This window comes from Pseudomonas ceruminis, from assembly GCF_021602025.1.
Taxonomy (GTDB): Bacteria; Pseudomonadota; Gammaproteobacteria; order Pseudomonadales; family Pseudomonadaceae; genus Aquipseudomonas; species Aquipseudomonas ceruminis.
Genome location: NZ_BQHW01000010.1, coordinates 33,435 through 57,952, shown reverse-complemented (window position 1 = coordinate 57,952; position 24,518 = coordinate 33,435). Strand labels below are relative to the sequence as shown.

Annotated in this window: 24 protein-coding genes; 8 read left to right on the top strand and 16 right to left on the bottom strand. The window is 62.8% G+C overall.

The features are described from left to right. Window positions 1-53 precede the first annotated feature (53 nt). The 7 genes from L6D80_RS13860 to minC all read right to left on the bottom strand — a co-directional run bounded on the left by L6D80_RS13860 (window position 54) and on the right by minC (window position 6,681). Window positions 54-2,210 (bottom strand): mechanosensitive ion channel family protein, encoded by a 2,157-nt coding sequence (locus L6D80_RS13860; protein ID WP_176512608.1) that lies wholly within the window; start codon window positions 2,208-2,210, stop codon window positions 54-56. Window positions 2,211-2,254: 44 nt separating this feature from the next. Continuing rightward, window positions 2,255-2,422: a hypothetical protein gene (locus tag L6D80_RS13855; RefSeq protein WP_176512607.1), complete on the bottom strand. Its 168-nt coding sequence runs from the start codon at window positions 2,420-2,422 to the stop codon at window positions 2,255-2,257. A gap of 121 nt (window positions 2,423-2,543) precedes the next feature. Then, the gene (locus L6D80_RS13850) at window positions 2,544-3,833 is read right to left on the bottom strand and encodes a M18 family aminopeptidase (protein ID WP_054900501.1); all 1,290 of its coding nucleotides are present in this window, start codon (window positions 3,831-3,833) and stop codon (window positions 2,544-2,546) included. A gap of 126 nt (window positions 3,834-3,959) precedes the next feature. Continuing rightward, a complete protein-coding gene (locus L6D80_RS13845) occupies window positions 3,960-4,595 on the bottom strand; it encodes an RluA family pseudouridine synthase (RefSeq protein WP_176512606.1) in 636 nt (211 codons plus the stop codon). Window positions 4,596-4,746: 151 nt separating this feature from the next. Then, entirely contained in the window at window positions 4,747-5,001 is a 255-nt protein-coding gene (gene minE / locus L6D80_RS13840; protein ID WP_003252572.1) for a cell division topological specificity factor MinE, read from the bottom strand. A gap of 3 nt (window positions 5,002-5,004) precedes the next feature. Beyond that, window positions 5,005-5,817 carry a septum site-determining protein MinD gene (minD, locus tag L6D80_RS13835; protein WP_054893840.1) on the bottom strand — a complete coding sequence of 271 codons (813 nt, stop codon included), beginning with the start codon at window positions 5,815-5,817 and terminating at the stop codon, window positions 5,005-5,007. A 99-nt stretch (window positions 5,818-5,916) separates the two neighbouring features. Further along, window positions 5,917-6,681: a septum site-determining protein MinC gene (gene minC / locus L6D80_RS13830; protein WP_054900499.1), complete on the bottom strand. Its 765-nt coding sequence runs from the start codon at window positions 6,679-6,681 to the stop codon at window positions 5,917-5,919. Window positions 6,682-6,792: 111 nt separating this feature from the next. On the opposite strand from minC, the gene L6D80_RS13825 reads away from it, so the two are divergent. After that, window positions 6,793-7,728, top strand: coding sequence for a lipid A biosynthesis lauroyl acyltransferase (locus L6D80_RS13825; protein WP_054900498.1), 936 nt, complete (start codon window positions 6,793-6,795; stop codon window positions 7,726-7,728). Window positions 7,729-7,791: 63 nt separating this feature from the next. Then, complete coding sequence (locus L6D80_RS13820; RefSeq protein ID WP_054900497.1) at window positions 7,792-8,940, top strand: patatin-like phospholipase family protein; 1,149 nt, start codon at window positions 7,792-7,794, stop codon at window positions 8,938-8,940. Between the two features lie 45 nt (window positions 8,941-8,985). On the opposite strand, the gene L6D80_RS13815 is transcribed toward L6D80_RS13820, so the two are convergent. Then, window positions 8,986-9,810, bottom strand: a complete 825-nt coding sequence (locus tag L6D80_RS13815; protein WP_176516430.1) for an MlaA family lipoprotein — start codon at window positions 9,808-9,810, stop codon at window positions 8,986-8,988. After that, a complete protein-coding gene (locus L6D80_RS13810; protein ID WP_176516428.1) occupies window positions 9,803-11,101 on the bottom strand; it encodes a serine/threonine protein kinase in 1,299 nt (432 codons plus the stop codon). The genes L6D80_RS13815 and L6D80_RS13810 overlap by 8 nt, the downstream gene beginning before the upstream one ends. 194 nt (window positions 11,102-11,295) lie before the next feature. Here L6D80_RS13810 and L6D80_RS13805 point away from each other — a divergent pair, with 194 nt between their 5' ends. Beyond that, window positions 11,296-11,667 carry a hypothetical protein gene (locus tag L6D80_RS13805; protein WP_054900495.1) on the top strand — a complete coding sequence of 124 codons (372 nt, stop codon included), beginning with the start codon at window positions 11,296-11,298 and terminating at the stop codon, window positions 11,665-11,667. On the opposite strand, the gene L6D80_RS13800 is transcribed toward L6D80_RS13805, so the two are convergent. Further along, window positions 11,664-13,226 carry a glycoside hydrolase family 17 protein gene (locus tag L6D80_RS13800; RefSeq protein ID WP_176516426.1) on the bottom strand — a complete coding sequence of 521 codons (1,563 nt, stop codon included), beginning with the start codon at window positions 13,224-13,226 and terminating at the stop codon, window positions 11,664-11,666. The two genes, L6D80_RS13805 and L6D80_RS13800, sit on opposite strands and share 4 nt — an antisense overlap. A gap of 197 nt (window positions 13,227-13,423) precedes the next feature. Between L6D80_RS13800 and L6D80_RS13795 the strand changes: the two genes are divergently transcribed. The 3 genes from L6D80_RS13795 (at window position 13,424) to L6D80_RS13785 (ending at window position 16,440) form a co-directional block, all read left to right on the top strand. Beyond that, window positions 13,424-14,284 carry a glycine betaine ABC transporter substrate-binding protein gene (locus tag L6D80_RS13795; RefSeq protein WP_176516424.1) on the top strand — a complete coding sequence of 287 codons (861 nt, stop codon included), beginning with the start codon at window positions 13,424-13,426 and terminating at the stop codon, window positions 14,282-14,284. Between the two features lie 183 nt (window positions 14,285-14,467). Next, window positions 14,468-14,779, top strand: a complete 312-nt coding sequence (locus tag L6D80_RS13790) for a DUF485 domain-containing protein (protein ID WP_054900493.1) — start codon at window positions 14,468-14,470, stop codon at window positions 14,777-14,779. Beyond that, entirely contained in the window at window positions 14,776-16,440 is a 1,665-nt protein-coding gene (locus tag L6D80_RS13785) for a cation acetate symporter (RefSeq protein ID WP_054900492.1), read from the top strand. Before L6D80_RS13790 ends, L6D80_RS13785 begins: the two co-directional genes overlap by 4 nt. A gap of 63 nt (window positions 16,441-16,503) precedes the next feature. Here L6D80_RS13785 and L6D80_RS13780 read toward each other — a convergent pair whose 3' ends face one another. Continuing rightward, on the bottom strand, window positions 16,504-16,656 hold the full coding sequence (locus L6D80_RS13780) for a DUF3309 family protein (RefSeq protein WP_012271016.1): 153 nt from the start codon (window positions 16,654-16,656) through the stop codon (window positions 16,504-16,506). A gap of 206 nt (window positions 16,657-16,862) precedes the next feature. Here L6D80_RS13780 and L6D80_RS13775 point away from each other — a divergent pair, with 206 nt between their 5' ends. Continuing rightward, window positions 16,863-17,672 carry an SDR family oxidoreductase gene (locus L6D80_RS13775; protein ID WP_054900491.1) on the top strand — a complete coding sequence of 270 codons (810 nt, stop codon included), beginning with the start codon at window positions 16,863-16,865 and terminating at the stop codon, window positions 17,670-17,672. 127 nt (window positions 17,673-17,799) lie between these two features. Next, window positions 17,800-17,988 (top strand): carbon storage regulator CsrA, encoded by a 189-nt coding sequence (gene csrA / locus L6D80_RS13770; RefSeq protein WP_054900490.1) that lies wholly within the window; start codon window positions 17,800-17,802, stop codon window positions 17,986-17,988. 99 nt (window positions 17,989-18,087) lie between these two features. On the opposite strand, the gene L6D80_RS13765 is transcribed toward csrA, so the two are convergent. The 5 genes from L6D80_RS13765 to L6D80_RS13745 form a co-directional block, all read right to left on the bottom strand. Then, window positions 18,088-18,315: a YheU family protein gene (locus tag L6D80_RS13765; RefSeq protein ID WP_054900489.1), complete on the bottom strand. Its 228-nt coding sequence runs from the start codon at window positions 18,313-18,315 to the stop codon at window positions 18,088-18,090. A gap of 58 nt (window positions 18,316-18,373) precedes the next feature. After that, entirely contained in the window at window positions 18,374-19,558 is a 1,185-nt protein-coding gene (locus L6D80_RS13760) for an osmoprotectant NAGGN system M42 family peptidase (RefSeq protein ID WP_054900488.1), read from the bottom strand. 132 nt (window positions 19,559-19,690) lie between these two features. Next, on the bottom strand, window positions 19,691-21,436 hold the full coding sequence (gene ngg / locus L6D80_RS13755; protein ID WP_176516422.1) for an N-acetylglutaminylglutamine synthetase: 1,746 nt from the start codon (window positions 21,434-21,436) through the stop codon (window positions 19,691-19,693). A 3-nt stretch (window positions 21,437-21,439) separates the two neighbouring features. Then, the gene (locus tag L6D80_RS13750; protein WP_176516420.1) at window positions 21,440-23,227 is read right to left on the bottom strand and encodes an N-acetylglutaminylglutamine amidotransferase; all 1,788 of its coding nucleotides are present in this window, start codon (window positions 23,225-23,227) and stop codon (window positions 21,440-21,442) included. Between the two features lie 36 nt (window positions 23,228-23,263). Continuing rightward, window positions 23,264-24,454 (bottom strand): site-specific integrase, encoded by a 1,191-nt coding sequence (locus L6D80_RS13745; protein WP_176516418.1) that lies wholly within the window; start codon window positions 24,452-24,454, stop codon window positions 23,264-23,266. Window positions 24,455-24,518 lie beyond the last annotated feature (64 nt).

Sequence of the window (24,518 nt, the reverse complement as noted above, 5' to 3'; positions counted from 1 at the left end):
CAATCGCTCCAGGAGCGACTTGCCCTGCAAATCACTTGGACTAAAAGCGGTCCCTAGCTGGAAGCGCCCGCAGTGTCTGAGAGGCCACCCCCGCCTGCCGTCACCACCTGCACCGACAGGCGTGGTGTCGCCAGGTCCAACCCTGCCTCATCCAGCTGGCGTTTCAACGCCAGGTTGAATGCCCGCGACACCTCCCACTGCTTGATCGGTGCGGTCTTGAAGCGCGCCCGCAGCACTGCCGAGCCCGACTCGAAGCTTTCCACCCCCTGCAGCTCCAGCGGCGACCAGATATTGCGGCGCATCAGCGGGTCGTTGCGCATCTTCTGCCCCACTTCGCGGATCAGTGTGATGGCCTGGTCGATGTTCATGCTGTGTGGAATCGCCACGCGGAAGATCGCATAACCAAATTCGCGGGAGTAGTTCTTGATGCTTTTGATCTCGCTGAACGGGATGGTGTGCACGATGCCGTCGATGTCGCGCAGGCGCACGGTGCGGATGGTCAGGCCCTCTACGGTGCCCAGGTGGCCGCCGACGTCGACATAGTCGTCGATGGCCAGCGAGTCTTCGATGATGATGAACAGACCGGTGATCAGGTCGGCCACCAGCGATTGGGCGCCAAAGCCGATGGCCAGGCCGATCACACCGGCACCGGCCAGCAGCGGGGTGACGTTCATGCCCATGTTGGCCAGGGCGACAATCACCGCGATGATGAAGATCACCACGAACATCACGTTGCGGATCAGCGGCATCATGGTTTGCGCCCGGGCATTGGCCAGGCCTCGGCGCGAACGCACCAGCGCGTGGTGCACGGCAGTGTCGGCCAGGATCCACACCAGCCAGGCGACAATCAGCGTGCCGGCCAGGCCCAGCAAGCGCAGGCTGACTTCATGGCCGTCACCCTCGGCGAAGCTGATCATCGACAGGCCCCACACGCGCAGGCCCAGCTCGATGAACACCAGCCAGATGAACAGGTGCAACAGCACGTAAGCGAAGTTGCGCAGGCGCTCGGTGTACACCGCCTGGCGCTTGTTGGCGCGCTTGGGGTTGGCGGCGTGGCGGCGCACCAGGCCATTGAGCACCATGCACACCACCACCAGCACCGTGCACATCAGCGACTGGCGCAATGCGGTACTGGTGTCACCGGCCGAAACGAAGGTGGCGAACAGCGAGATCGCTACCAGAATCAGCGCCGGAATGAACCAGAAGCTGCCAAGAATCTCGATGGTATCGCTCAGGGTACGCCGCGTCAGGCGCCGAGACAGCGGCTGGTTGCGGATCAGGTGGGCGATCGGGCGGCGGAAACGCAGGATGAACAACCCGGTGCACAGCGCGGCGACGACATTGGCCAAGGTGGCCAGGGCGTGCGCGAGGTGGGTGCCTAGGGCGACCGTCAGGCGTGGGTCGCTCATCGCTTCGCCAAAGGCCGCGAAGCTGCCGATCAGCCACAGGGGGCGGAAGGCTTGGTGACGCAGGATGTGCAAGGCGCGGTGGCGGTGCGGGCCGTCGAGCAGCGAGAAGGCGATCACGCAGATGGCCGAGAAGCAGGTGCCTACCACCAGCGCATAGGCCAGCACCATGGCCATCGACTTGCCGAGCGAGGAGGGCAGGGCAAAGCTCAGGTACACCGTGAACACCAGCGCTACCAGCCAGGGCCCCAGCTTGCGCAAGGCGAAGCGCACCAAGTCCCAGGTACGGGGGTGCTGCGGCAGTTCCTCGGTCAGGCCAAAGCGGACCCGGACGCGGTGGCCGATCCAGTTGAAGGCATAGGCCAGCAGGCTCCAGACCGCGATGATCGCGGCAAAACCGAAGAGGATTGCCGGCCACTGGTGCACCGGTACCACCAGCTCAGCCAACTCCGCCTGCGCCTGGTCGATCTCCAGCGACCAGCGATGAAACGGGCTGGCATCGCCGCTGAACTGCTGTTCAAAGTCATGCAGCGCGCCGCCGATCAGGCCCAGCACGCCTTGTTCCACGGTCGGTTGAGATTGTTTTGTGGCGTCGCGCAGCTTCTTCAGGTCGGCCAGCAGCTTGGCGCGTTGCTGGTCGTTTTCCAGGTTCTTGATCACCTCGTCCAGCGACTTGCCCAAAGGCTCGGTGGCTTCTGGCTGTGCGGGTGTGCTGGAGCCAAGCAGGCCGGGCAGGCCTGCGGCCTGTACCGGGGCGATGAACAGAAAAAGCAGCAGGATCAGGCAACGCAGAAAGGCTGGCACCGGGAAATCTACCTCAGGTCAAACGATTGACCGAGTGTAGAGGTTTATGTGGGGAGTTTCTCCAGGATCTTCCAGCAGGTGAGGCCGAATATGCCCAAGGTGCCGATCCACATCATCAGCACGCCGACATTGCGCTCGCGCATGCTGAAGCCGATCGTCAGCAGCATCAGGAACAGGAATACCGGGATAAACAGCGAGATGAAGGGGGACATGGTGAGCGATCCTTGTGCACGGTGAAGGTGGATGCTTTAAGCATAGTGGTTAGCTGGCGAAGCGGGATGACATGCATCACAGCAATGCCCGCTCCACGGATGGGGCGGGCATTGCTGTCGATCAGGGCAGTTCGCGGCTGCGGTAGAACGCCGTCAACACCTTCACCAGGTGTGCCAGGTCATGGCTGCCGCACAGCTCGCGGATCGAGTGCATGGCAAAGGTCGGCAGGCCAATGTCGACCGTGCGTACACCGAGGTGGCTGGCGGTGATTGGGCCGATGGTCGAGCCGCAACCCATGTCGCTGCGCACCACGAAGCTTTGCACCGGCACTTCTTCGGCCATGCACAGGTGGCGGAAGAAACCAGCCGTTTCGCTGTTGGTGGCGTAGCGCTGGTTGTTGTTGACCTTGATCACAGGCCCGGCATTGAGCTTGGGCCCGTGGTTGCCGTCGTGCCGGTCGGCGTAGTTGGGGTGCACGCCATGGGCGTTGTCGGCCGAAACCATCAGCGAGCGCTGAACGGTACGTACATAGGCGTCGCCGTCCGGCAGCAGGCGCTGCAGGGTTTGCTCCAGCATCGGGCCGTCGGCGCCGCAGGCCGAGCAGCTGCCGACCTCTTCGTGGTCGTTGCATACCAGCACGCAGGTTTCATCGCTGTCGGCCGCCAGCAGGGCCTGCAGGCCGGCGTAGCACGACAGCAGGTTATCCAGGCGAGCGCCAGCGATGAAGTCGCCGTTCAGGCCGATCAGTGCGGCATCCTGGGTGTCGTAGAAGCTCAGTTCGTAATCCAGCACCACGTCGGCGTTCAGTTCATGTTCGCGAGCCAACTGCTCGGTGAGCAGGGCACGGAAGTCGATACGCTCGTCACCCGCGACCTGGGCCAGGATCGGCGGCAGTTCGTTCTGCGGGTTGATCTGCCAGCCTTCGTTGGCGGTGCGGTTGAGGTGGATCGCCAGGTTAGGGATGATCGCGATCGGCAACTTGAAGTCGATCAGCTGGCTTTCGACCTTGCCGTCGCGGCGGAAGGTAACCCGGCCCGCCAGTGACAGGTCACGGTCGAACCACGGCGCCAGCAGGGCGCCGCCGTACACTTCCACGCCCAGTTGCAAGAAGCCCTGGCGTTGCAGCTCTGGCTGCGGCTTGACCCGCAGGCACGGGCTGTCGGTGTGCGCCCCGACCATGCGGATACCGCCCAGCAGCGGCGCTTGCTTGCCCAGCTTGATGGCGATGATCGAAGAGTCGTTGCGGGTGACGTAGTAGCGGCCGCCAGGCACTGTGGCCCAGCTGTCACGCTCGTCCAGGCGCTGGTAGCCGGCAGCCTCCAGGCGCTGGGCCAGGCTGGCGGTGGCGTGGAAGGGCGTGGGGGAAGCCTTGAGGAAATCGATCAGGCCGGTATTCAGTGCTTCGCGCATAACTCACTCCAGATTCGAGCTTCAAGCTGCAAGCTGCAAGCTTCAAGCAAGAGCAGCTCGCGGAGCAAGCTCCAACGCGATCTGCCCTGGCTTTTTCTTGCAGCCGTGTAGCTTGAGGCGTGCAGCTTAAAAAGGTGCGGGGCACTCGAATTTCAACCGCTCCCCGGTAGTCGGGTGGGTGAAACTCAGCATTGCCGCATGCAGGCACAACCGCTCATGCGCCGCCAAGGCCTCAGGGTTGGCATACAGCCGGTCACCTAGCAGCGGGTGCCCGATCGACAGCATGTGCACGCGCAACTGGTGGGAACGGCCGGTGATGGGGGTCAGCTCGACCCGGCAGTAGTCGCCGCAACGCTCGATGATGCGCCAGAAGGTCAGGGCATGCTTACCCTGTTCATGGTCCACCACGTGGCGCGGCTTGGTGGGTGGGTCGTAGCGCAGTGGCAGGTCGATGCTGCCGCTGTCCAGCGTCGGCTGGCCCCAGCACAGTGCGGTGTAGGCTTTTTCGGTTTCGCGGTCGTGGAACTGGCGCGACAGCTCGCGGTGGCTGTCGGCATCCCGTGCCAGCAGGATGATGCCGGAGGTTTCCCAGTCCAGGCGGTGTACGATCAACGCATCCGGGTAGCCGTTTTCCTGCAGGCGGGTAATCAGGCAGTCCTTGTTGTCGTCGGCACGGCCTGGTACCGACAGCAGCAGGGTCGGTTTGTTGATCACCAGGATGGCGGCGTCTTCGTGCAGGATCTGAATGTTGGACAGCGGCATTGCGTGATCTCGGTTAAATCGGGGAAAACCATTGGGGCCGCCTTGCGGCCCATCGCAGGCAAGCCAGCTCCTACAGGTACAGCGCGACCCTGTAGGAGCTGGCTTGCCTGCGATGGGCTGCAAGGCAGCCCCAAAGTGCCAGCTTGGCCGATCAGCGATCAGGCAAGGTGATGTTCAGCTCAAGAATCGAGCAACTGCCTTGGTTTTCCAACTCGATATGCACGTCATCGTTGCCAATGTTCACATACTTGCGGATCACTTCCAGCAGTTCTTTCTGCAGCGCCGGCAGGTAGTCCGGCTCGCTGCGCTGGCCGCGCTCATGCGCCACGATGATCTGTAGACGCTCTTTCGCTACCGACGCGCTGGTCTGTTTCTGTCTGCCACGAAAGAAGTCAAAAAGGTTCATGGTTTACTTGCCTCCAAACAGGCGCGCGAAGAATCCTTGCTTCGGCACTTCGATGAAACGCAGGGGTTTCTCTTTGCCCAGGAGGCGGTCGACGGTATCGCTGTAGGCCTGGCCAGCATCGCTCTGGTCGTCAAGGATGACCGGGATACCTTGGTTGGAAGCCTTGAGCACTGCCTGGGACTCGGGGATCACACCCTTGAGCTTGATCGCCAGGATCTCTTCGACGTCGGCGATGCTGAGCATTTCGCCTTTTTCGACACGCTCGGGGTGATAGCGGGTGATCAGCAGGTGCTCCTTGATCGGCTCCTCGCCGTTTTCGGAGCGGCGCGACTTGCTCGACAGGATGCCCAGCATACGGTCGGAGTCACGTACCGAGGAAACCTCTGGGTTGGTCACGACAATGGCTTCGTCGGCGAAGTACATCGCCAGGTGTGCGCCTTTCTCGATACCGGCCGGGGAGTCGCAGATGACGTAATCGAACTGTTCTTTCAGCTCCATCAGCACCTTTTCCACGCCTTCCTGGGTCAGTGCGTCCTTGTCCCGGGTCTGGCTGGCGGCCAACACGAACAGGTTCTCGAGGCGCTTGTCCTTGATCAGGGCCTGCTGCAGATTGGCTTCGCCATTGACGACGTTGACGAAATCGTAGACCACGCGGCGTTCGCAGCCCATGATCAGGTCGAGGTTACGCAGGCCCACGTCGAAGTCGACGATGACTGTCTTGTGGCCGCGCAGTGCGAGGCCGGTGCCGATGGCGGCGCTGGTGGTGGTCTTGCCCACACCCCCCTTGCCGGAAGTAACGACGAGAATCTTGGCCAAGGTGTTTCACCCCTAAAATAAGACGGGACCTGTGTCCCAGCAAAATGCAAAAACGGCAACGAGTGAAAAAGTTGCTCTAAAAATGTAGGCAAGTATCCGTTAAAGACGGGTGATGTTCAACACGTCACCGGACAGGCTGACCTGCACGCCGGAGCCCCACAACGGGTCGCGGCGCAGGTCCTCGCAAACCTTGTACTGGCCAGCGATCGACACCATTTCCGCGGTCATCTGCTGGCAGAAGATACGTGCCTTGGTATTGCCTTTGATACCGGCCAGGGCACGGCCGCGCATGGCGCCGTACACATGGATGTTGCCATCGGCGAGAAGTTCCGCGCCTGGGCTGACCGAACCGGTCACCACCAGGTCGCCACCCTGCGCATAGATCTGCTGGCCACCACGTACCGGCGAGGTGATGATCCGGGTCGGGCGGATTTCCGGCTCTGGCGCGGCCACCGGTGCAGGTGGCGGTGCCGGCTCAGGCTTCTTCACTTCCGGTTCGGGCTCCAGCGGCCGTTCCCGGGCACCGGAAGGGGGCAGTACAGGCAGGTCAATGGCAATCGCCGCGGCGATGTCCTCGATGCGGTTGGCCCGGATGGCCAAGGTCCGCAGGCCGTGGTGGCGGCAGATGCGCATTAGCCCGGGCAGGTCGATCGCCCCTTCGTCGGCAGGCAGCTTGTCCAGGGCCAGCACCAGCGGCGTGTTGCTGAAGAAATTGGGCGCCTGGGCCACTTTCGCCGCCAGTTGGCGGTCGAGGGCTTCCAGGTCGTTACGCCCCAGTTCCAGCACAGTGATGGCGAGCATGCTGCCCTTGAGCTGGAACACGGAGGCGGTGTCGGGTGTGTGGTTTGGGCTCATGGTCTGCATAGACGGCTTGTTACGAAAAAAGTGCCCTGACTTATAACGATAAGACCGGTTGGCCGCAACCGGCGCCGAACCGATGTAGAATGCTCGGCCTTTGTCTTACCGGAAGCTTCAATGGAACGTCCGCGTTTTCGTCCCTATTTCTTGCACCCGCGTTTCTGGGGCCTGTGGCTTGGCCTGGGCCTGCTGTGGCTGGTGGTGCAGTTGCCATACCGTGCCCTGCTGTGGCTCGGCAGTGCCCTGGGGGCGCTGATGTACCGGGTGGCCGGCGAGCGCCGGCGCATTGCTGCGCGCAACCTTGAGCTGTGCTTCCCGGAAATGTCCGTCGACGAACGGCGCCGTTTGTTGAAGGCGAATTTCGCCTCCACCGGCATCGCGTTCTTCGAAATGGCCATGAGTTGGTGGTGGCCCAAGGCCAGGCTGGCGCGCCTGGCTCATATCGAAGGCCTCGAGCACCTGCAGGCTGCCCAACAGGCAGGGCAGGGTGCCATCCTCATGGCTGTGCACTTCACCACCTTGGAAATCGGTGCTGCCTTGCTGGGCCAGGCCCATACCATTGACGGCATGTACCGCGAGCACGGTAACCCGCTGTTCGACTTCATCCAGCGCAGCGGCCGCGAGCGGCATAACCTCGATTCGCTGGCGGTGGAGCGCGAAGACGTGCGCGGCATGCTCAAACTGCTGCGCGCGGGCCGTGCGATCTGGTACGCCCCGGACCAGGACTATGGCGCCAAGCAGAGCCTGTTCGTGCCGCTGTTCGGTATCCCGGCGGCGACGGTCACTGCCACCACAAAATTTGCCCGCCTGGGCAAGGCACAGGTCATCCCCTTCACCCAGAAGCGCCTGGAGGACGGCAGCGGCTACCGCCTGGTGGTTCACCCGCCGCTGGAGGGCTTCCCCGGGGAAAGCGAAGAGGCCGATTGCCTGCGCATCAACCAGTGGGTAGAAGGTGTGTTGCGCGAATGCCCTGAACAGTATTTGTGGGCGCACCGGCGCTTCAAGTCGCGACCCGAGGGTGCGCCGCGGCTGTACGACAAGAAAAAACGCTGATTTGTCTCTTGGCAGGCCCGCGCCGATCGCCGGCCTGACCGTCACAGCTCCAGGGAGCAATACATGGCCCCACCCCCAATCACCGGCCTGATCCTCTCTGGCGGTGGTGCCCGCGCCGCCTATCAGGTCGGTGTCCTGGCCGGCATTGCCGAACTGCTGCCACCCGGTGCGGCCAACCCGTTCCCGGTGATCGTCGGCACCTCGGCCGGCGCCATCAACGCCGTGACCCTGGCCAGCGGGGCCGCTCGTTTCAGCGACGCGGTGCAACGCCTTACCACGTTCTGGCAGAACTTTCGCAGCCACCTGGTAATCCGCAGCGACTGGCCCGGGGTTATCCGCCAGGCCAGCCACTTCGTTGGCCACAGCCTGTTGGGCCTGGGGGGCCAGGGGCCGGTGGCATTGCTCGACAGCAGCCCATTGCGCAGCTTGCTGCAAACGCACCTTGACCTGGGCGGGATTGACCAGGCCCTGGCCAGCGAGCAACTGCGCGCGGTGGCGGTGACCGCCTTCGCCTACGAATCCGGTCAGGCGGTGACCTTCTACCAGGCCCGCGGCAGCATCGACGCCTGGCTACGCCATCGCCGTATCGGCATGCCCACGCCATTGACCATCGATCATCTGCTGGCCAGTTCCGCCATTCCGCTGTTGTTCGCCCCAGTGCGGCTGGGTGAGGAGTACTACGGTGACGGCGCAGTGCGCCAGTCGGCGCCGATCAGCCCGGCGCTGCACCTGGGCGCCAGCCGCGTCCTGGTGGTCGGGGTCAGCGGTAATCCGCAGCGGCCAGCGCCGCCGCTGCCGCCTCAGCGTGTGTTCAGTGGCCGGCAGCCAAGCCTGGCGCAGATTGGCGGGCATATGCTCAACAGCACCTTCATCGACAGCCTGGAGGACGACATCGAACTGCTGCAGCGGCTCAACCACCTCAGCCGCCTGCTGCCCGCGCACCTGGATGCGCGGCGCCTTGGCCTGGCGCCAATCGATGTGTTGGTGGTGGCGCCCAGCCAGCCGCTGGACGAGATTGCCGCACGGCACAGGCGGGAACTGCCAGCGGCGTTGCGGGTTTTCCTGCGTGGGCCGGGCGCGACCCGCACCAGTGGCGCAGGGGTGTTGAGTTACCTGCTGTTCGAGGCCAGTTATTGCAGCGAACTGATCGAGCTGGGGCGGCGGGATGCGTTGGCCAAGCGACGCGAACTTGAGCAGTTTCTGGGGATTTGAAGCTGGTTTAACAGGCCCTATCGACAGCGATAGGGCCGATAGCCATCACTCAGCGATCTGCAGTTTGCGCGCCTGGGTGTACACATACCGCACCTTCTCATACTCGAATGGCGAGTTGAGCTGGCCATAGCGGAATTTGGTGGTGTAGCGCTTGTCCACCGCCCGCAGCAGGAAGATCTCCGGGTGATCGGTACTGGCCTGGGCCACGTCCAGGAAGTTGATCGCCTGTTCGCCGGCATAGTCCACCACCACGCCCGTGGTGTCGCGCAGGTTCGACGGCCCCAGCACCGGCAGCACGATATATGGCCCTTCAGGTACGCCATAGAAGCCCAGGGTCTGGCCGAAGTCCTCGCTCTGGCGCGGCAAGCCCATCTTGGTCGCCGGATCCCACAGCCCACCCACCCCAATCAGGGTGTTGAACATCAGCCTTGCGGTGATCTCTGCCGAGCGCTTGGCCTTGAATTGCAGCACGCTGTTGAGCAGGTTCGGCACGTCGCCGAGGTTGTTGAAGAAGTTGCTCACCCCACTGCGCACGAAACGCGGCGTGACGTACTGATAGCCATCGACCAGCGGCAGCAGCACCCATTGGTCCAGGCGATAGTTGAAGTGGTAGATGCGCCGGTTCATCGATTCCAGCGGGTCGTACACGTTCAATGCCGCCAGGGTCGAGCGCTCGAATTCGCGCTGGTCGAGGCCGGGGTTGAATTTCAGTTCGCGCAGCGGGTCGATGAAGCCGTCGGCTTCAGGCGCCAGTGGCTGGGCGGTCACCTGGGGGTCGGCCTCGATTACGCTGGCACGTGGCGCGGTTTCCGCGGCCAGGGCATTGCCGGCAACCAGCAGGGCGGTGGCAAGGAGGAATTTGTTAGCCACGGAAAAACTCCAGCATGGCGTCGCTGTTGACGCGGTAATTAAGGTTGCCGCAGTGGCCGCCGTGGGGGTAAAGGGTCAGGCGGTCGCCGAACACCTTGCGCAGAAAGCCGATATCGCCGGGGCCCAGGATGACGTCATCGGCATTGTGCATCACGGCAATCTTCGGGCTGTTGTGCAGGTAATCTTCCAGGGCGTACAGGCTGACCTGGTTGACCAGTTGCAGGATGCTGTTGCCGTCGGTACGGGCGCGCCACATCGGGATCACCTGTTCGGTCATGTAGCAGTCGAAATCGCACTGCAATGCCCGCTTGAAGAACGGCGTAAGGCTGCTGCCCTCGGTGATCGGGAATTTCGGTGGAATGATCAGGCCGCGGCGGTTGATCAAATCGGAAGTGAAGGCAATGTCGGCGGCCGAGAAGCGGAACGAGGTACCGATGAGCATGGCCATCTGTTCATTCGACAGGTGCTGGCGCGATTGCTGGAAGTCATACAGCAGCGCGTCGTTGAGGTCGATGTAGCCTTTGTCCTGGAAGTACCGGGTCAGCTTTTCGAGCATCAGTTCGTAGAACGTGGTGCTGCGGTCGATACCCTTGACCTGGGTTTGCACCAGTTTGTCCAGGTTGTTGATCGAGGTGTACAGGTTGACCGGCGGGTTGAGCAGCAGCACACGCTTGAAATTGAAGCTGCGCCGGGTTTCGTCCAGGCGGCTGACGAATGCGGCGTCCAGCGCGCCGAGGCTGTAGCCGGTGAGGTAGTACTCGCTGGTCGGCAGGCGTGGGTGCTGGGCCCGCACCGCTTGCATGACCCTGTAGAGGTCTTCGGCATCTTCCTGGCTGACACCGGGGGTGGCGAAGCGCGAGGCGGCGCTCATGAAGTCGTAACTGGTGGGTGAAGACAGTTGCACCACATGGAAACCGGCCTGGTAGTACAGTTTTTTCAGGTATTCGTTGATGCTGCTCGAATAGGGCGCACCGGTGCCGGCGATGATGAAGATCAGCGGCGCCTCGTGGTCCTGGCGGGCCAGGCGATACTTGAGTTTTTTCACTGCCCAGAAGTTGTCGGGCAAGGTGAACTCACGTTCTGGCCGTAGGTTGAGGCTGTAGTCGGCCTGGTCGATTTCATCGTCGCTGGGCAGCGTGGGGCGCTGATCCGGCGGCGTGGTGGCGATGGTCGCCTCGAACGGGTTGGTCAAGGGGTAGCCATAGGTTGCGGCGTCGATGTCTCGCGCCGAAGCGGCCGCAGCCATGAGCAGGCCGCCAAGAAGGGCGGCTAGGCGCCAAGATCGAAGCATGTAATCCCCCAAAAGAACGCAGGCAAGGTAGTGCGCTGTGCAGGCTAGGACCGCGACTACCTGGGCAAAGTTGCCAGGTGCAGCGGCCTTTGGTGTGCTTGGTATCTGCAACATAGCTGCACGACGGTCATTTTGCCTTACAACTGGCCTTGGGTGATCATGCAGGGCTTCCATTACCGCTTTTGGAGAACGGGATGTCACGTACCTGGCCGGTTGCACTGTTGCTGCTGTGGCTCGCGCTGTGGCTGGCTGCCAGCTATGGCGTGCGCTACGGCTTGATGGAGGATGCGCAGTGGGTTGGCTTGTGCACGACACCCGGTGAGTACTGGCAATGCCAGGCGCGCGCGCTGTTGGGCTTGGGCATTCATTTTCAGGTGATGGCCTGGGCCGGGTTGGGCCTGGCGCTGCTGGGGCAGGTGGTGCCGGGGCGAGGCGGCTGGTGGCTGGCGGTATTGGCGCTCGTGTTCGGCGTACCGGCGCTGGTGCTGTATACCGCCAGCATTGCGGTGTTTGCCGTGGTGCTGGCGGGGTTGCGGTTGGTGCGGCAAGGGCGCTGCGGTCGCTAAACCTTGCGCCTGCGCAAGCTGCGCCACAACGCCGCCGTCATCACCACACTGACCACCGCCCAGCCCCAGGCCTGCTGATTCTGCAGCCCTTCCCGGTACAGTTGCGGCAACACCCCAGCGCCGACGATAAAGGCCAGCAGCGCCACCTCCGCCCGCGCCGCCGCTACCGGTCGCAGCAGGTAAACCAGCGCGGGCAACGCCAATGCCGGCGTAGGAAAGCTGCGATAACGCGGGTCGAACACCATCGCCAGCATGCTCACCGCCGCCGCAAAACCGGCCGCCAGCAGCCACCACCCAGCGCGCACCTCCAGCCAGGCAAACAAGCGTTCACGCCAGCCTGCCCGCCGCGCCAGCGCGAGCACGGCATGGGCCAGCACCAGCAGGTTCAGCCCTGCCAGCAGCACCGCCCACACCCATTCGCCGGCGAACCGCGCATGGGTACGCATCAACTCGCCCCACAGCCCCAGGCAGGCCGCGCCAAACGCCGCCAACAGCGGCAACAGCAAGGCGCCAAGCGTTGTTGCCGGGCACCCGGCGAGCATCAGCATGGCTGCCATCAGCACGGCACTTGCCAGTAACCATTGCGGCCAGTGCTGCAAGTTGCTTACCGGCCCCTCCAGTACGCCTTTGTCTTGCCGGTCGGCGTCATACAGGCCCCAGTAGCCGCCTACCGCTCCTTCGCTGGCACGCTTCCAGGGTTGGTCGAACGCTTCGATCAGGTTGTAGTGCCAGCCGTTGGCCTCGGCCAGGGCGACGAAGCCGCGGATGAAACGCGCCTCGTTGGCCCGGCTGGGCACGGCGGTTTCGCGCTGGCGGCCTTCGCTGGGCCAACCGGTCTCGCCGATGAGGATGTCCTTGGGCGCGAAGCGCGTGCCGAACACCCGACGCACATCAGCGACATGCGCCAGGGCATCGTCAATGCCGCGGGGGTCGTCTTCCCAGTAGGGCAGCAGGTGAATGGTCAGGAAGTCCACCGCAGGTGCCACCTGCGGATGTTGCAGCCAGAACTCCCACACATCGGCATAGGTCACCGGCACCTTGACTTGGCGTTTCACTTCGCCAATCAGCGCAGCCAGTCGCTCGCCGGTGACTTCCTTGCGCAGCAGCGCCTCGTTGCCGACGATCACCGCGCTGACCACGTCGGGGTTGGCATTGGCGGCGGCGATCAGCAATTGCACTTCTTTGTCTGTATCGACCGGGTTGGCATTGACCCAGGCGCCGAGCATCACCTTGAGCCCATGCTTGCGCGCCAGCGCAGGAATTGCTTCCAGACCGGTCATGGAATACGTGCGGATGCACTGAAATCGCTCGGCCAACAGCGCCAGGTCGGCATCCATGCGTGCCGGGCGCAGGCGAAAAGGCTGGTCGAACGGCGACTGATCCTTGTCGAACGGGGTATAGGAGGCGCACTGCAATTTGTGCGTGGGGCTGGCCGCGTCCGGCAGCTGTATGGGCTTGCCCAGGTCGTACCACAGCGCGCCCAGGCCAAGCAGGGCCAGCAGGCAGGCGAACAGGTAGACAGGGAGCAGGCGGGCAGAGGTGGGCATCAGGCGGTCCATCGTCAGGCGCAAAACGTTAGATAGTAGCCCGGCGCCAATCCTTTGGCATGCAAGGATCGCGCTGGGCAGCGTACGCCGATGGCGCTAATGGCATAGTGCTGTCGCAAAGGGTTCGGGTAAAGGTCGCAGCTGGAGCAGGTCATGCTTTGTTGCAGGAAGATGATGCAATCTCCGAGACCTGACGAGGGGATGCTTTGATGGCGACTTTGAAAAGAATGCGACGTTTCCTGGGTGTGGGCAGCGCCCTGGTATTGGCCATGAGCGCTGCGCAGGCAATGGCCAAAGAAGTAAGCATTGGTTACGTGGATGGGTGGGCCGACAGCGTGGCGACCACCAACGTGGCCGCCGAAGTGATCAAGCAGAAGCTCGGCTATGACGTCAAGCTGCAGGCCGTGGCCACGGGCATCATGTGGCAGGGGGTCGCCACGGGTAAGCTCGACGCCATGCTGTCGGCCTGGCTACCGGTGACTCATGGCGAGTACTGGGCCAAGAACAAGGACAACGTGGTCGATTATGGCGCCAACTTCAAGGATGCCAAAATTGGCCTGATCGTCCCTGAGTACGTCAAGGCGGCGAGCATCGCCGACCTCAAGACCGATACCAGCTTCAAGCAGAAGATCGTCGGTATCGACGCAGGCTCAGGGGTGATGATCAAGACTGACCAGGCGATCAAGGACTATGACCTGAATGGCTACAAGCTGCAGGCCAGTTCCGGTGCGGCGATGACGGCCGAACTTGGCCGTGCTTATGCCAAGCAGCAATCGATTGCCGTGACCGGTTGGGTGCCGCATTGGATGTTCGCCAAGTGGAAGCTGAAGTTCCTTGAAGACCCGAAAGGGGTCTACGGCGCAGCTGAAACCGTCAACAGTATCGGTAGCAAGGAACTGGCGACCAAGGCGCCGGAAGTGGCCGAATTCCTCAAGAAGTTCAGCTGGCAGTCCAAGGATGAGATCGGCGAGGTCATGTTGGCGATCCAGGAGGGCGCCAAGCCTGAGGCCGCAGCGAAGGACTGGGTAGCCAAGCATCCGGATCGGGTCAAGGAGTGGACCGGTAAGTAATTGATTTGAGCACCCGTGTGCCCCAATCGCCGACCTGCCGGCAACGGGGGCACACGGCTATCGGGTTGTTACCAATCCTGCAAAACACTATTGCATCTAAGACTAAGGTCGTCTGGTTGGCGTTCAAAGGCAGCATAAAGTGAAGGTGGGTTTACCCCTATCTGTGCTGCTAGGACAAAAACAATGAACGACAGCATTTACCTCTCGATACAAAACAGCCCGCGCTTCAAGGAGCTGGTTACCAAACGCGAACGGTTCGCCTGGATTCTCTCGGCGATCATGCTCGGCCTGTACTGCGCTTTCATCCTCCTGATCGCCTACGGTCCTCAGATTCTGGGCGCCAAGCTCAGCCCTGAGTCGTCGATTACCTGGGGCATTCCCCTGGGCGTCGGCCTGATCGTTTCGGCATTCGTCCTGACCGCCATCTACGTACGCCGCGCCAACGGCGAGTTCGATGAGCTGAACAAGGCCATCCTCAAGGAGGCGCAACAATGATTCGCCACGCCAAAGCTCTGGCCGTACTGGCCTGCGGCGTTTTTGCACCTGCCGTGTGGGCCGCTGATGCCCTGACCGGTGAGGTGCACAAACAGCCGCTGAACGTTTCGGCGATCGCCATGTTCGTGGCCTTCGTTGCCTTCACCCTCGGCATCACCTACTGGGCCTCCAAACGCAACAAGTCGGCGTCGGACTACTACGCCGCCGGTGGCCGCATCACGGGCTTCCAGAACGGCCTGGCGATTGCCGGCGACTACATGTCGGCAGCCTCCTTCCTGGGTATTTCCGCGCTGGTGTTCACCTCTGGCTACGATGGCCTGATCTACTCGATCGGCTTCCTGGTCGGCTGGCCGATCATCCTCTTCCTGATCGCCGAACGCCTGCGCAACCTGGGTAAGTACACCTTCGCCGATGTGGCTTCCTACCGCCTCGGGCAGAAGGAAATCCGTACCCTGTCGGCCTCCGGTTCGCTGGTGGTGGTGGCCTTCTACCTGATCGCGCAGATGGTGGGTGCCGGCAAGCTCATCGAGCTGCTGTTCGGCCTCGACTACCACGTTGCGGTGATCCTCGTGGGGATCCTGATGTGCCTGTACGTGCTGTTTGGCGGCATGCTGGCCACCACCTGGGTACAGATCATCAAGGCGGTGCTGCTGCTGTCCGGTGCCAGCTTCATGGCGCTGATGGTGATGAAGCACGTAGGCTTTGACTTCAACACCCTGTTCTCCGAAGCGATCAAGGTGCACAGCAAAGGTGAGGCAATCATGAGCCCGGGCGGCCTGGTCAAGGACCCGATCTCAGCCTTCTCGCTGGGCCTGGCGCTGATGTTCGGTACCGCTGGCCTGCCGCACATCCTGATGCGCTTCTTCACCGTCAGCGACGCCAAGGAAGCGCGCAAGAGCGTGCTGTACGCGACTGGCTTCATCGGTTACTTCTACATCCTGACCTTCATTATCGGCTTTGGCGCGATCCTGCTGGTCAGCACCAACCCGGACTTCAAGGACGCCGCTGGTGCCCTGCTCGGTGGCAACAACATGGCGGCGGTGCACCTGGCCAACGCCGTGGGTGGCAGCGTGTTCCTCGGCTTCATCTCGGCGGTGGCGTTCGCCACCATCCTGGCAGTGGTGGCCGGCTTGACCTTGGCCGGCGCCTCGGCAGTGTCCCATGACCTGTACGCCAGTGTTTGGCGCAAAGGCAAGGCCAACGACAAGGATGAAATCCGCGTATCGAAGATCACCACCATCGCCCTGGGCGTGCTGGCGATCGGCCTGGGTATTCTGTTCGAGAAGCAGAACATCGCCTTCATGGTCGGCCTGGCATTCTCCATCGCGGCCAGCTGCAACTTCCCGGTGCTGCTGCTTTCGATGTACTGGAAGAAACTCACCACCCGCGGCGCCATGATCGGCGGCTGGTTGGGCTTGGTCAGTGCCGTGGGCCTGATGATCCTTGGCCCGACTATCTGGGTGCAGATCCTCGGTCACGAGAAGCCGATCTACCCGTACGAATACCCAGCGCTGTTCTCGATGCTGATTGCCTTCGTCGGTATCTGGTTCTTCTCGGTGACTGACAAGTCCAAGGCCGCTGAAAACGAACGTGCGCTGTTCTTCCCACAGTTCGTGCGTTCGCAGACGGGCCTGGGGGCTTCCGGCGCCGTCTCCCACTGACTCACGCGCAATGAAAAACCGCGCTACGGCATTTGCCGTAGCGCGGTTTTTTTGTTTCGGGTGCTAGATCATGCCGAGTAACAACAGCACCAACAGAATCACCAGCACCACGCCGACAATGCCGGAAGGGCCATAGCCCCAGCTGCGCGAGTGCGGGAAGACCGGTAAGCCACCAATCAACAGCAGGATCAGGATGATGATGAGGATCGTGGTCATGACGGAGTCCTTGCGTGGTTGAGGGTCAAGGGCCTCGTACAGCTGGCCTCTTGTTTATTCGGACCGATGCCGCTTGGCAAAGATTCCATTTGCTGCGCACTGACCACTCGGTCATGCCAACCCATTCACTAGCCTGATGAACCCTGCCTCGCGCCAAGGCCTTGATTAGACTCGCCAGACAACCCAGCAGAACAAGGCCTGCCACCATGCACAACCGCATCATGATCACCGGCGCCGGATCTGGCCTCGGCCGCGAAATCGCCCTGCGCTGGGCCCGTGAGGGCTGGCGCCTGGCATTGGCCGATGTCAACGAAGCCGGCGTGCGCGAAACCCTCGAGCAGGTGCGTGCGGCCGGCGGCGATGGGTTTACCCAGCGCTGCGACGTACGCGACTACAGCCAGCTCACCGCCCTGGCCCAGGCCTGCCAGGAGAAGTTCGGCGGCATCGATGTGATCGTCAATAATGCCGGGGTCGCCTCGGGTGGCTTTTTCGCCGAGTTGTCGCTAGAGGACTGGGACTGGCAGATCGCGGTCAACCTGATGGGCGTGGTCAAAGGCTGCAAGGCCTTCCTGCCGCTGCTCGAGCGCAGCAAGGGGCGCATCATCAACGTGGCGTCCATGGCGGCGCTGATGCAGGGGCCGGGCATGAGCAACTACAACGTTGCCAAGGCCGGTGTGCTGGCACTGTCGGAGAGCCTGCTGGTAGAGTTGCGCCAGCTGGAGGTGGCGGTGCATGTGGTCTGCCCGTCGTTCTTCCAGACCAACCTGCTCGATTCGTTCCGTGGCCCCAATCCGGCGATGAAGGCCCAGGTCGGCAAGTTGCTGGAGGGCTCGCCGATCAGCGCGGCTGACATCGCCGACTACATCCATCAGCAGGTCGGTGCCGGCGAGTTTCTGATCCTGCCCCATGAGGCCGGGCGCCAGGCCTGGCAGCTCAAGCGCCAGACACCGGAGCGGCTGTACGACGAGATGGCGGAAATGGCGGTGAAGATGCGGGGCAAGGCCCAAGTGCGCTGATTTTAGGGTTTGTCTGTAAGGGTAATTACCCGTCTGCGTAGGCTTGTTCTGATTTGCAGTGAAGGCGTTGAGTAGCGGAATATCCCCATGCAATCTCCGGTTTTCCCTGATGCCGGAGGACTGGAACATGTTGGTCATTGGACGTGAAGTCGGCGAAGTCATCACCATAGGTGACGATATTCGGATCATGGTGGTGGAAGCACGAGACGGCATGGTGCGTTTTGGCATCAGTGCCCCGCGGGAGGTGTCGGTGCACCGGGCAGAGGTGTACAAGCGGATCAAGGCGGGGGAGGCACGCAAGTCGAAGTCGGTCTGAGCGGGCTTGCCGGCGCTATCGCCGGCAAGCCCGCTCCCACATCAATCCTGGTGACCGGTGCTGGCCGCGCGTGTTCCTGCCGACGATAGGGCTTGTGATTCAGTCAAGCAGCTCCCGCGGCACATCATGCTTGGCCAGCAACTGGCATTGCTGGCTCTCCAGGTCGAACAGGATGAACGCCTGGCCCTTGGCCAATGCCTGGCGCACCCGCAGTACGCGGGTTTCCAGCGGGGTATCGTCGCCGTTGTCGGTGCCGTCACGGGTCACGAAGTCCTCGATCAGGCGGGTCAGGGTTTCGGCTTGCAGTTGCTCGTAGGGGATCAGCATGGGGTTCGGCTTCGGTAATGAATGACGCCAATGCTACGCGAAACCTGGCACCGGGTGCTCACCCCTTGTTGCCCACCAGGCTGTCCACCGCCGGGACCCGCGTGTCGCTCTCCATCTGGGCATCGTGCTCAAGCTGATGGCTGAAGCGCTCCAGCGAGGCATTGGCCGGGTGCGAGTCGCTGGCAAAGACCGGTGGGCTGAGCAGGTAGCCGGACAGCAGACGGCTGAGCGCGGCCAGGCTGTCGATGTGAGTACGCTCGTAGCCATGGGTGGCATCGCAGCCGAACGCTACCAGCGCTGTGCGAATGTCGTGCCCAGCGGTCACCGCCGAGTGGGCATCGCTGAAGTAGTAGCGAAATACGTCGCGGCGCACCGGCAGGTTCTGGTCGCCGGCCAGATTCAGCAGGTGGCGGGACAGGTGATAGTCGTAAGGCCCCGAAGAGTCCTGCATCGCCACGCTGACGGCATGTTCGCTGGAGGCCTGGCCGGGCGCGACCGGGGCAATATCGATGCCGACGAATTCGCTGACATCCCAAGGCAGGGCCGCAGCAGCGCCAGAGCCGGTTTCCTCGGTGATGGTGAACAGAGGGTGGCAGTCGATCAGCGGCTGACGGCCGCTTTCCACTACAGCCTTCAGCGCGGCCAGCAAGGCGGCTACGCCGGCCTTGTCGTCCAGGTGGCGCGCACTGATGTGGCCGCTTTCGGTGAACTCTGGCAACGGGTCGAAGGCGACGAAGTCGCCGATGGATACACCCAAGGCTTCGCAGTCGGCTCGGGTGGTGCAGTAAGCGTCCAAGCGCACTTCCACGTGCTCCCAACTGACCGGCATCTGGTCGATGGCGGTGTTGAACGCGTGCCCGCTGGCCATCAGCGGCAGTACGCTGCCACGCAATACCCCGGTGTCGGTGAACACACTGACGCGACTGCCTTCGGCGAAACGGCTCGACCAGCAACCCACCGGCGCCAGGGCCAGGCGGCCATTGTCCTGCAACTGGCGCACGCTGGCACCGATGGTGTCGAGGTGGGCCGAGACAGCGCGGTCGGGTGAGCTTTGCCGGCCCTTGAGGGTGGCGCGGATGGTGCCGCGGCGGGTCAGTTCGTAGGGGATGCCCAATTCGTCGAGGCGTTCAGCGACATAACGCACGATGGTGTCGGTGAAGCCGGTCGGGCTGGGGATGGCCAGCATCTCCAGAAGGACACGCTTGAGGTAGTCGAGATCGGGTTCGGGGTGTCGTTCAGACATGGGTACTCCTCGGGTCATGCTGTACCGTTGCAGGCCCTATCGCCGCAAGCCGGGTCTCACAGACCATTCACGGCTAGAGAGCGGTGCAGTACGTGTGGGCGCCGGCGTGCCGGCGACAGGGCCGTCACTGATTCACGCCAACGCCCGGCTGTGCGGGAACAGCAAGTCGACGAAGCGCTCTGCCGTTGGCTGCGGTTCATGGTTGGCCAAGCCGGCGCGCTCGTTAGCCTCGATGATCACGTAATCCGGGTGTTCGGCATCGCGCACCATCAGGTCCAGGCCCACCACTGGAATCTCCAGTGCCCGTGCTGCCCGCACGGCCGCGTCGGCCAGCACCGGGTGCAAACGCTCAGTCACGTCTTCCAGGGTGCCACCTGTATGCAGGTTGGCAGTCCGGCGCACGGCCAGGCGCTGGCCGGCGGGCAGCACACTGACGTAGTCCAGACCGGCGTCACGCAGGGTGCGTTCGGTTTCGTCATCCAGCGCAATGCGGCTTTCGCCACCCGTGGCGGCCTGCCGTCGGCGGCTCTGGGCTTCGATCAGCTGGCGGATGCTGTGCTTGCCGTCACCCACCACGTGCGCCGGGTGGCGTATCGCCGCTGCCACCACTTCGTAGCCAATTACCACGATGCGCAGGTCCTGGCCGGGGTGGAAGCTTTCCAGCAGCACGCGGCTGTCGAAGCGTCGCGCGTGCTCGATGGCCTGGCTCACCTCGTCATAAGTGCTCAGGTTGACCGCTACCCCTTGGCCCTGTTCGCCATCCACCGGCTTGACCACCACGGCGCCGTGTTCGTCGAGAAACGCCAGGTTGTCATCGGCGTTGCCCGCCAGCTGCTGCATCGGTACCTGCAAGCCTGCCGCGTGCAGCGCTTGCTGGGTCAGGCGCTTGTCCTGGCACAGCGTCATGCTCACCGCGCTGGTCAGGTCGCTCAGCGACTCGCGGCACCGCACCCGGCGCCCGCCGAGGCTCAGGGTAAACAGGCCGCCCTCGGCGTCGTCCACCTGCACCTCGATTCCTCGCCGATAGGCTTCATCGACGATGATCCGCGCATAGGGGTTGAGCCCGGCTTCGGGGCCGGGACCAAGGAACAGTTGCTGATTGATGCCGTTCTTGCGCTTGACCGCGAAGGTCGGCAGGTTGCGAAAACCCAGCTTTTCATAGAGCCGCTTGGCTTGACGGTTGTCGTGCAGCACCGACAGGTCCAGGTAGGCCAGGCCCCGGCTCATGAAGTGTTCGATCAAGTGGCGCACCAGCACTTCGCCAACCCCGGGCCGGGTGCACTGAGGGTCCACGGCCAGGCACCACAGGCTGCTGCCATGCTCGGGGTCGTCAAAGGCTTTGCTATGGTTCAGGCCCATGACGCTGCCAATTACCGCGCCGCTGTCTTCGTCCTCGGCCAGCCAATACACCGGGCCGCCCTGATGGCGCGGCGTGAGGCGGTCCGGCTGCACAGGCAGCATGCCGCGCGCCTGGTACAGGGTGTTGATCGCCTGCCAGTCGGCATCGCTTTGCGCCCGGCGGATGCGAAAGCCACGAAAGACCCGTTGCGCCTGGCGGTAATCAGTGAACCACAGCCGCAAGGTGTCGGACGGGTCGAGGAACAAATGCTGCGGCGCCTGGGCCAGCAACTGCTGAGGCGCGGCCACATACAGGGCGATGTCGCGCTCACCGGGACGTTCGTCCTGCAGCGCCTCTGCCAGGCTGGCAGGGTCCGGGTAAGTATGGCCGATCAGCAGCCGCCCCCAACCGCAGTGCAAAGCCCGCGGCTGGTCGTGGGGCTCGCTGCCATCACCTGCCAGGCGTGCCTGCAGGCGCTCGTAAGACGGCGTCTGGCCACGCAGCAGGCGCTGACCGTAAGCGATTTCATGGGCTTTCATCGGTCAGATTCCTTGTTCGCTGAGCCACAGGTTCAGGGCTGCCAACTGCCATAGCTTGGAGCCGCGCAGCGGGGTGAGCTGGCCGTGGGGGTTACTCAGCAGGCGGTCAAGCATGGAGGGGTTGAACAAGCCACGGTCCTGGCTCGGGTCGGTCAGCAGTTCGCGTACCCAATCCAGCGTCGCACCCTGCAGGTGCTTGAGGCCCGGCACCGGGAAGTAACCTTTCTTGCGGTCGATCACTTCCTGGGGAATGACGCGTCGCGCGGCCTGCTTGAGCACCTGCTTGCCGCCGTCCGGCAGCTTGAAGCGCGCCGGAATGCGCGCCGACAGTTCGACCAGGCGGTAGTCGAGGAACGGCGTACGTGCTTCCAGGCCCCAGGCCATGGTCATGTTGTCGACCCGTTTGACCGGGTCGTCGACCAGCATCACCGTGCTGTCCAGGCGCAGTGCCTTGTCTACCGCATCGGGGGCGCCGGGGCGGGCGAAGTGCTCGCGGACAAAATCACCCGCCACGTCTGTGTCCAGCTGCCAAGGGGCCTGTACGGTGTCGCGGTACTCGGCATGGCTACGGTCGAAGAACGCACTGCGGTAAGCGCTGAAGGCATCTTCGGCGCCGTCCACCTGCGGGTACCAGTGGTACCCGGCAAACAATTCGTCGGCGCCCTGGCCGCTCTGCACACCTTTGCAGTGTTTGGCCACTTCCCGCGAGAGCAGGTAGAAGGCAATGCAGTCATGGCTGACCATCGGTTCGCTCATGGCGCGGAAGGCCGCCGGCAACTGCTCGATGATTTCGTGTTCGGCGATGCGCAGCTTGTGGTGGCGGGTGCCGTAGTGTTTGGCGATCAGGTCGGAGTACTGGAACTCGTCGCCGCGCTCGCCCCCGGCATCCTCGAAGCCGATGGAGAAGGTCGACAGGTCGTCGACGCCCACCTCGCGCAGCAGCCCGACCAACAGGCTGGAATCGACACCGCCAGACAGCAGTACACCGACGTCCACGGCAGCGCGTTGGCGAATTGCCACGGCGTCGCGTGTAGCGTCGAGTACCCGGGTAGTCCAGCCTTCCAGGTCGAGCTCGCGCTCATCCGGGTTGGGGCCGAACTGCAGCTGCCACCAGGTTTGGCGCTCCACCTCACCATGGCGATCGATGCGCATCCAGGTGCCGGGTTCGAGCTTTTGCACGTTGGCCAGCAGGGTGCGTGGCGCTGGCACCACGGCGTGGAAGTTGAGGTAGTGGTTGAGCGCTACCGGGTCGATCATCGGGTCGATGTCGCCGCCTTTGAGCAGCGCTGGCAGGGTCGACGCGAAACGCAACCGCTCGCCGTTGCGCGAAAGGTACAGCGGCTTGACGCCCAGGCGGTCGCGGGCCAGGAACAGGCGCTGGTTATCGCGCTCCCAGATGGCCAGGGCGAACATGCCATTGAGCTTGGGCAGCAGGGCCGCACCCCAGGCGTGGTAGCCCTTGAGCAACACTTCGGTGTCGCCGTCGGACCAGAAGGTGTAGCCCAGGTCTTGGAGCTCCTGGCGCAGTTCGGGGAAGTTGTAGATGGCCCCGTTGAAGGCCAGCGAGAGGCCGAGGGTGTTATCGACCATCGGCTGCGCCGAGCCATCGGACAGGTCCATGATCTTCAAGCGCCGGTGGCCGAGGGCAATCGGCCCCAGGCTATGGAAGCCCCAGGCGTCGGGACCGCGTGGCGCCAAATGATGGGTCATGCGCTCTACCGCGGCGAGGTCCGCCGGGCGAGGGGCTTGGCCGAGGGGGGTGAAACGTAACTCTCCTGCTAATCCGCACATGTAACGTAAACCCTTTGAGTTTCGGCACTCTTGGCGTTACTGGCTTTTAGCTCGTACCATTTTTGTACCACTTTCCAGCGATTTCAGCTTATCAAGCTCAGCCCAGTCATTCGGCGAGTTGATCCACTTCGCATATGTCGAAAGCAGCACCTGCACGCTATGCCCGAGTTGCGCGGCGATGAATGCCGGGTTCATGCCGGCCATCAGGCACATGGTCGCGTATGTGTGGCGCGTGTCGTACATCCTGCGACGCCTGATACCAAGCTTCCGTAGGGCTGCCAGCCAGTAGCGTTTTTGACTCGTCTCGGAGCGAATGAACATCTCCGAGCGGTCACCTGTCCCACTGGGCGCGAACACGTAATCTGAACGGGCCTCGGTGAGCGGTCTGGCTTTTTCGAGCGCATGCAGGGCGCGATCGTTCAATAAAACTTTTCGGGAACGCTTCGTTTTGGTGCGATCCTGGATCACTCCACGGATCTGAATGCGGCAAACGTTGGCAGTCTTTACGCGCCTGTCGATCTCGCTCCAGCGCAGAGCCATCACCTCGCCCGGCCGCATGCCGGTGTAGAAACAGAACTCGAAATAGGCGGCGTAAATTGCCGTCATGCCGCTCGTCGTTTCGTAAAGATGAGCAATGATCGAATCCGCTTCCTCTTTGGTGAAAGGGTCGACCTCACGCTTCGGCACTTTGGCGCCTGGGATAGACAGGGCCGGATTTCGAACAATCAACTCGTCCGTCACCGCCTGCTGGAAGATCGACGCCAGTAGGCCGACCACGCCCTTGCGGCGTACCGGGGAAGTCCACTTGATATCGTTCATGATCTTGCGCAGGAGCACTGACGTGATGGTGTCGATCGGCTTCTCGGCCAGGTAAGGAACCCAATACACCTGCAGAGCAGAGCGGTAGTTCTTCCGAGTACCTTCCACGATCTGCAAGCTGTTGAGCCAGTCCTGCGCGTAGTCAAAGAAGATCGGGGTAGTTTGCTCCTGCACCACCACGCTGCGCGTATTGGGAAACAGCTCGGCGTACTTCTCTGTCGTCAGCGCGCCGAGCTTGTCCAGCCCCTTTACTTGAGCACGTAGACTCGCTGCTGCTGCGATCCCTTTCGGGGTCTGAGGGAAGGGGAGCGTCTCGCAGCACCGCTTCTTGTTCCAGGTGAAGCGAATTCGGATTGAGCGCCCGACAAGCTCGACTCCGGCCGGCAGGTCCATAGGCTTTCGATCCATTCGTCATATCTCCTTTTGCTGTACATGATCCTGCCGTTGATCTTCATCCACACCCAGTTGGGGA

What these genes read in the sequence shown, in the direction of transcription:
- L6D80_RS13855 (WP_176512607.1), bottom strand. Translation starts at nt 2,422, where the DNA reads ATGTCCCCCTTCATCTCGCTGTTTATCCCGGTATTCCTGTTCCTGATG.
- L6D80_RS13850 (WP_054900501.1), bottom strand. Translation starts at nt 3,833, where the DNA reads ATGCGCGAAGCACTGAATACCGGCCTGATCGATTTCCTCAAGGCTTCC.
- L6D80_RS13845 (WP_176512606.1), bottom strand. Translation starts at nt 4,595, where the DNA reads ATGCCGCTGTCCAACATTCAGATCCTGCACGAAGACGCCGCCATCCTG.
- minE (WP_003252572.1), bottom strand. Translation starts at nt 5,001, where the DNA reads ATGAACCTTTTTGACTTCTTTCGTGGCAGACAGAAACAGACCAGCGCG.
- minC (WP_054900499.1), bottom strand. Translation starts at nt 6,681, where the DNA reads ATGCAGACCATGAGCCCAAACCACACACCCGACACCGCCTCCGTGTTC.
- L6D80_RS13825 (WP_054900498.1), top strand. Translation starts at nt 6,793, where the DNA reads ATGGAACGTCCGCGTTTTCGTCCCTATTTCTTGCACCCGCGTTTCTGG.
- L6D80_RS13820 (WP_054900497.1), top strand. Translation starts at nt 7,792, where the DNA reads ATGGCCCCACCCCCAATCACCGGCCTGATCCTCTCTGGCGGTGGTGCC.
- L6D80_RS13810 (WP_176516428.1), bottom strand. Translation starts at nt 11,101, where the DNA reads ATGCTTCGATCTTGGCGCCTAGCCGCCCTTCTTGGCGGCCTGCTCATG.
- L6D80_RS13805 (WP_054900495.1), top strand. Translation starts at nt 11,296, where the DNA reads ATGTCACGTACCTGGCCGGTTGCACTGTTGCTGCTGTGGCTCGCGCTG.
- L6D80_RS13800 (WP_176516426.1), bottom strand. Translation starts at nt 13,226, where the DNA reads ATGGACCGCCTGATGCCCACCTCTGCCCGCCTGCTCCCTGTCTACCTG.
- L6D80_RS13795 (WP_176516424.1), top strand. Translation starts at nt 13,424, where the DNA reads ATGGCGACTTTGAAAAGAATGCGACGTTTCCTGGGTGTGGGCAGCGCC.
- L6D80_RS13790 (WP_054900493.1), top strand. Translation starts at nt 14,468, where the DNA reads ATGAACGACAGCATTTACCTCTCGATACAAAACAGCCCGCGCTTCAAG.
- L6D80_RS13785 (WP_054900492.1), top strand. Translation starts at nt 14,776, where the DNA reads ATGATTCGCCACGCCAAAGCTCTGGCCGTACTGGCCTGCGGCGTTTTT.
- L6D80_RS13780 (WP_012271016.1), bottom strand. Translation starts at nt 16,656, where the DNA reads ATGACCACGATCCTCATCATCATCCTGATCCTGCTGTTGATTGGTGGC.
- L6D80_RS13775 (WP_054900491.1), top strand. Translation starts at nt 16,863, where the DNA reads ATGCACAACCGCATCATGATCACCGGCGCCGGATCTGGCCTCGGCCGC.
- csrA (WP_054900490.1), top strand. Translation starts at nt 17,800, where the DNA reads ATGTTGGTCATTGGACGTGAAGTCGGCGAAGTCATCACCATAGGTGAC.
- L6D80_RS13765 (WP_054900489.1), bottom strand. Translation starts at nt 18,315, where the DNA reads ATGCTGATCCCCTACGAGCAACTGCAAGCCGAAACCCTGACCCGCCTG.
- L6D80_RS13760 (WP_054900488.1), bottom strand. Translation starts at nt 19,558, where the DNA reads ATGTCTGAACGACACCCCGAACCCGATCTCGACTACCTCAAGCGTGTC.
- ngg (WP_176516422.1), bottom strand. Translation starts at nt 21,436, where the DNA reads ATGAAAGCCCATGAAATCGCTTACGGTCAGCGCCTGCTGCGTGGCCAG.
- L6D80_RS13750 (WP_176516420.1), bottom strand. Translation starts at nt 23,227, where the DNA reads ATGTGCGGATTAGCAGGAGAGTTACGTTTCACCCCCCTCGGCCAAGCC.
- L6D80_RS13745 (WP_176516418.1), bottom strand. Translation starts at nt 24,454, where the DNA reads ATGGATCGAAAGCCTATGGACCTGCCGGCCGGAGTCGAGCTTGTCGGG.